The following is a 2,908-nucleotide window of genomic DNA, read 5'->3' on the forward strand; positions in this document are numbered from 1 at the left end:
CAGCTGGGCGGCGCGCCGCGGCGACCCGGTCCCGACGCGGGCACCCGGGGGCAGCGTCGCGAGCGTGAGGCCGTCGCGCGCGCACAGCGCGTCGCGCGGGTCGACGCGCTCGGGGACAGCGGCCACGACCAGACCGGGTGCGGGCGCCGTCGGCAGGTCCTTGAGGGAGTGGACGGCGAGGTCGCACCGGTCGTCGAGCACGGCCTCACGCAGCGCGGCGACGAAGACGCCGGTGCCGCCGAGGGACGCGAGGGACCCGGTGAGGCGGTCGCCGTCGGTCCGCACCCGCACCTGCACGAGGTCGTCCGCGGCCAGGCCGGCGAGGCGGCGCAGCGCGTCCGCGACCATCCCGGTCTGGGTCGTCGCCAGGGCGCTGCCGCGCGTACCGAGCCGCAGCGCCGACCGGTCCGCGGGCCGCCCCTCGGCCGTCACGGTGCCAGGCCCGCCACCGCCGGCCGTGGCTCCGGCTCGCGCGCCGCGGGGTTGAGGCAGCAGCCCGGCCGGCACACGTCGTACCAGGGCCCGAGCGGTGTGAGCGCGGGACGCGGGCGCGGTGCCGAGGTCATGGCCTCAGTCTGCCCGGCGAGGCGCTCCTGGACGAGGTCCACCAGGCCGGCGACGAACGCCGGGTGCACCCCGGGCGTCGGGGCGCGCTCGGCCAGCAGGCCCGCGTCGCGCGCGGTCTCGAGCGCCTCCTCGTCCAGGTCCCACAGGACCTCCATGTGGTCGGACACGAAGCCGATGGGCGCGATGACGACGGCCTTGACGCCCTGGCCGGCGAGCTCGGTGATCGCGTCGTTGATGTCCGGCTCGAGCCACGGCGTCGTGGGGGCGCCGCTGCGGGACTGGTAGACGAGCGACCACGGGACGCCCGCGAGCGAGGCGCCGCGCGCCCCGGCGGTCGAGCCCGCGACGGGACCGTCGCTGCTGCCCAGGCTCGCCATGACGACGTCGGCCACCGCGCGGTGCTGGGCGCCGTAGGCGCCGTCCTCGCCCAGCTCGGCGCCGCGCGGGCCGGACGCGACGGCGGTCGACGTCGGGATCGAGTGCGTCACGAACAGGACGTGCGCGTCGCGCGAGAGGTCGGCGTCGCCGTCCCGCTCCACGAGGGCCACGTGGGCGCGCGTGAGCGCGTCGCGGACGCCGTCCACGAACGGCGTGACGAAGCCGGGGTGGTCGAAGTACTGGCGCACCTTGTCGATGACCATCTCGCCCGCCAGGCCGGTCTCGGCGAGCGCCGCCGCGAGGTCCTCGCGGTACTGGCGGCACGAGGAGTACGAGCTGTACGCGCTGGTCACGACGGCGAGCAGGCGGCGGTGGCCGGCCGCGTGCGCCTCGCGCAGCGCGTCGGCGAGGTAGGGGTCCCAGTTGCGGTTGCCCCACAGCACGGGCAGGTCGAGCCCGCGCGCGTCGAGCTCGGCGCGCAGCGCGGCCTGGAGCTCACGGTTCTGGGCGTTGATCGGGCTCACGCCGCCGAAGTGGCGGTAGTGGTGCGCGACCTCCTCGAGGCGCTCGTCCGGGATGCCGCGGCCCGCGGTGACGTTGCGCAGGAAGGGCAGCACGTCGTCCTGGCCCTCGGGCCCACCGAACGAGACCAGGAGGACGGCGTCGTACGGCGCCGGCGGCTGCGGGTCGCGGTCGGGCAGGGTGGTGGGATCGCAGACGCTCATCGGATGACCTCCGTGATCTCGTCGAGCTCGATGCGGCGGCCCGTGAAGAACGGGACCTCCTCGCGCACGTGGCGGCGCGCCTCGGTCTCGCGCAGGTGGCGCATGAGGTCCACGAGCTCCGTCAGCTCGTCGGCCTCGAACGCCAGCAGCCACTCGTAGTCGCCCAGGGCGAACGACGCGACCGTGTTGGACAGGACCTGCGGGTAGTCGCGGCCCTTGACGCCGTGCTCGATGAGCATCGCGCGCCGCTCGTCCGCCGGCAGCAGGTACCACTCGTAGGACCGCACGAAGGGGTAGAGCGTGAACCACGGCTTCGGCTCGGTGTCGCGCATGTACGCGGGCTGGTGGTCGCGCGCGAACTCGGCCGGCCGGTGCACGCCCATGCCGGACCACACCGGCACGAGGGGGGCGAGCTCCTGCGAGCGCCGCAGGGTGCGCGCGGCCCGCTGGAGGTCCTCGGGGGCGTCGCCGTGCAGCCACACGAGGAGGTCGGCGCCGGCGCGCAGCCCGGACACGTCGTAGGCGCCGCGGAGCACGACGCCGTCGGGCAGGTTGCCCGCGGCCTCGGTGACGGGCGGCGCCGTCGGGCCCGGTCGGGGTTCGCCGGTCGGTCGGCCCAGCACGGTCCACAGGGTCCAGGCGCCGGGGGTCGACCCGTGCTGCTGCGGCTGCGGAGGTGTGGCGGGGGAGGTCATGCTCAAAGTCTGCGCGACGTCCCGGAAATGCGGAAATCGCTGCCGCGCCGGGCCCCGCGGAGAAATGACATGACAATGCGTCAGAACGTTCTGACGAGCGGTCAGAACATTGTCATGCGTGATCGACGACGCGCGCGGCGGTCCTTCTCGCGTCGGCGACCACGGCGGCCAGCCCCGTGCCGGCCAGCCACGCACCGCAGGCCTCGAGGCCCGGTCGGTCGGCCAGGGCGGAGCGCACCCGCGCGACGCGCTCCCGGTGCCCGGGGCGGGCGTGCGGCAGTCCGGCCGGCCACGCCGTGCGCGCGAAGCCGACGACGTCGTCGGGCCCGAGGTCGACACCCAGGAGGCGGGCCGCGTCACGCGTGGCGACGGCGCGCAGGGCCTCCTCGGTCATCGACCGGGGGTCCTGCGCCTCGGCGGGCGTGCCGGCCGGCTCGGTGCCGGCCGGCTCCGCGCCGGCCGCGATCCCGTAGGAGAGGCGCACCACCTCCAGCCCTTGCGCGCGGGCGGCGAGCCACGGCCACTTCGCCGTCGCGTGCGTGA

The 2,908-nt window shown here is 76.0% G+C and carries 2 protein-coding genes and 2 pseudogenes; all 4 read right to left on the minus strand.

The window, feature by feature from the left end; translation table 11 throughout:
- Positions 1–432, minus strand: a pseudogene (locus IDM29_RS16100) (hydroxymethylbilane synthase); the annotation flags it as partial.
- Positions 429–1,670 (minus strand): ferrochelatase, encoded by a 1,242-nt coding sequence (locus IDM29_RS16105; RefSeq protein WP_182112494.1) that lies wholly within the window; start codon positions 1,668–1,670, stop codon positions 429–431. The pseudogene IDM29_RS16100 and the gene IDM29_RS16105, both read right to left, overlap by 4 nt.
- Positions 1,667–2,365, minus strand: a complete 699-nt coding sequence (hemQ, locus tag IDM29_RS16110; RefSeq protein WP_182112493.1) for a hydrogen peroxide-dependent heme synthase — start codon at positions 2,363–2,365, stop codon at positions 1,667–1,669. The genes IDM29_RS16105 and hemQ overlap by 4 nt, the downstream gene beginning before the upstream one ends.
- A gap of 112 nt (positions 2,366–2,477) precedes the next feature.
- Positions 2,478–2,908: pseudogene (locus IDM29_RS16115) on the minus strand (protoporphyrinogen oxidase); the annotation flags it as partial.

Source organism: Actinotalea sp. JY-7885, from assembly GCF_014525465.1.
Lineage (GTDB): Bacteria > Actinomycetota > Actinomycetes > Actinomycetales > Cellulomonadaceae > Actinotalea.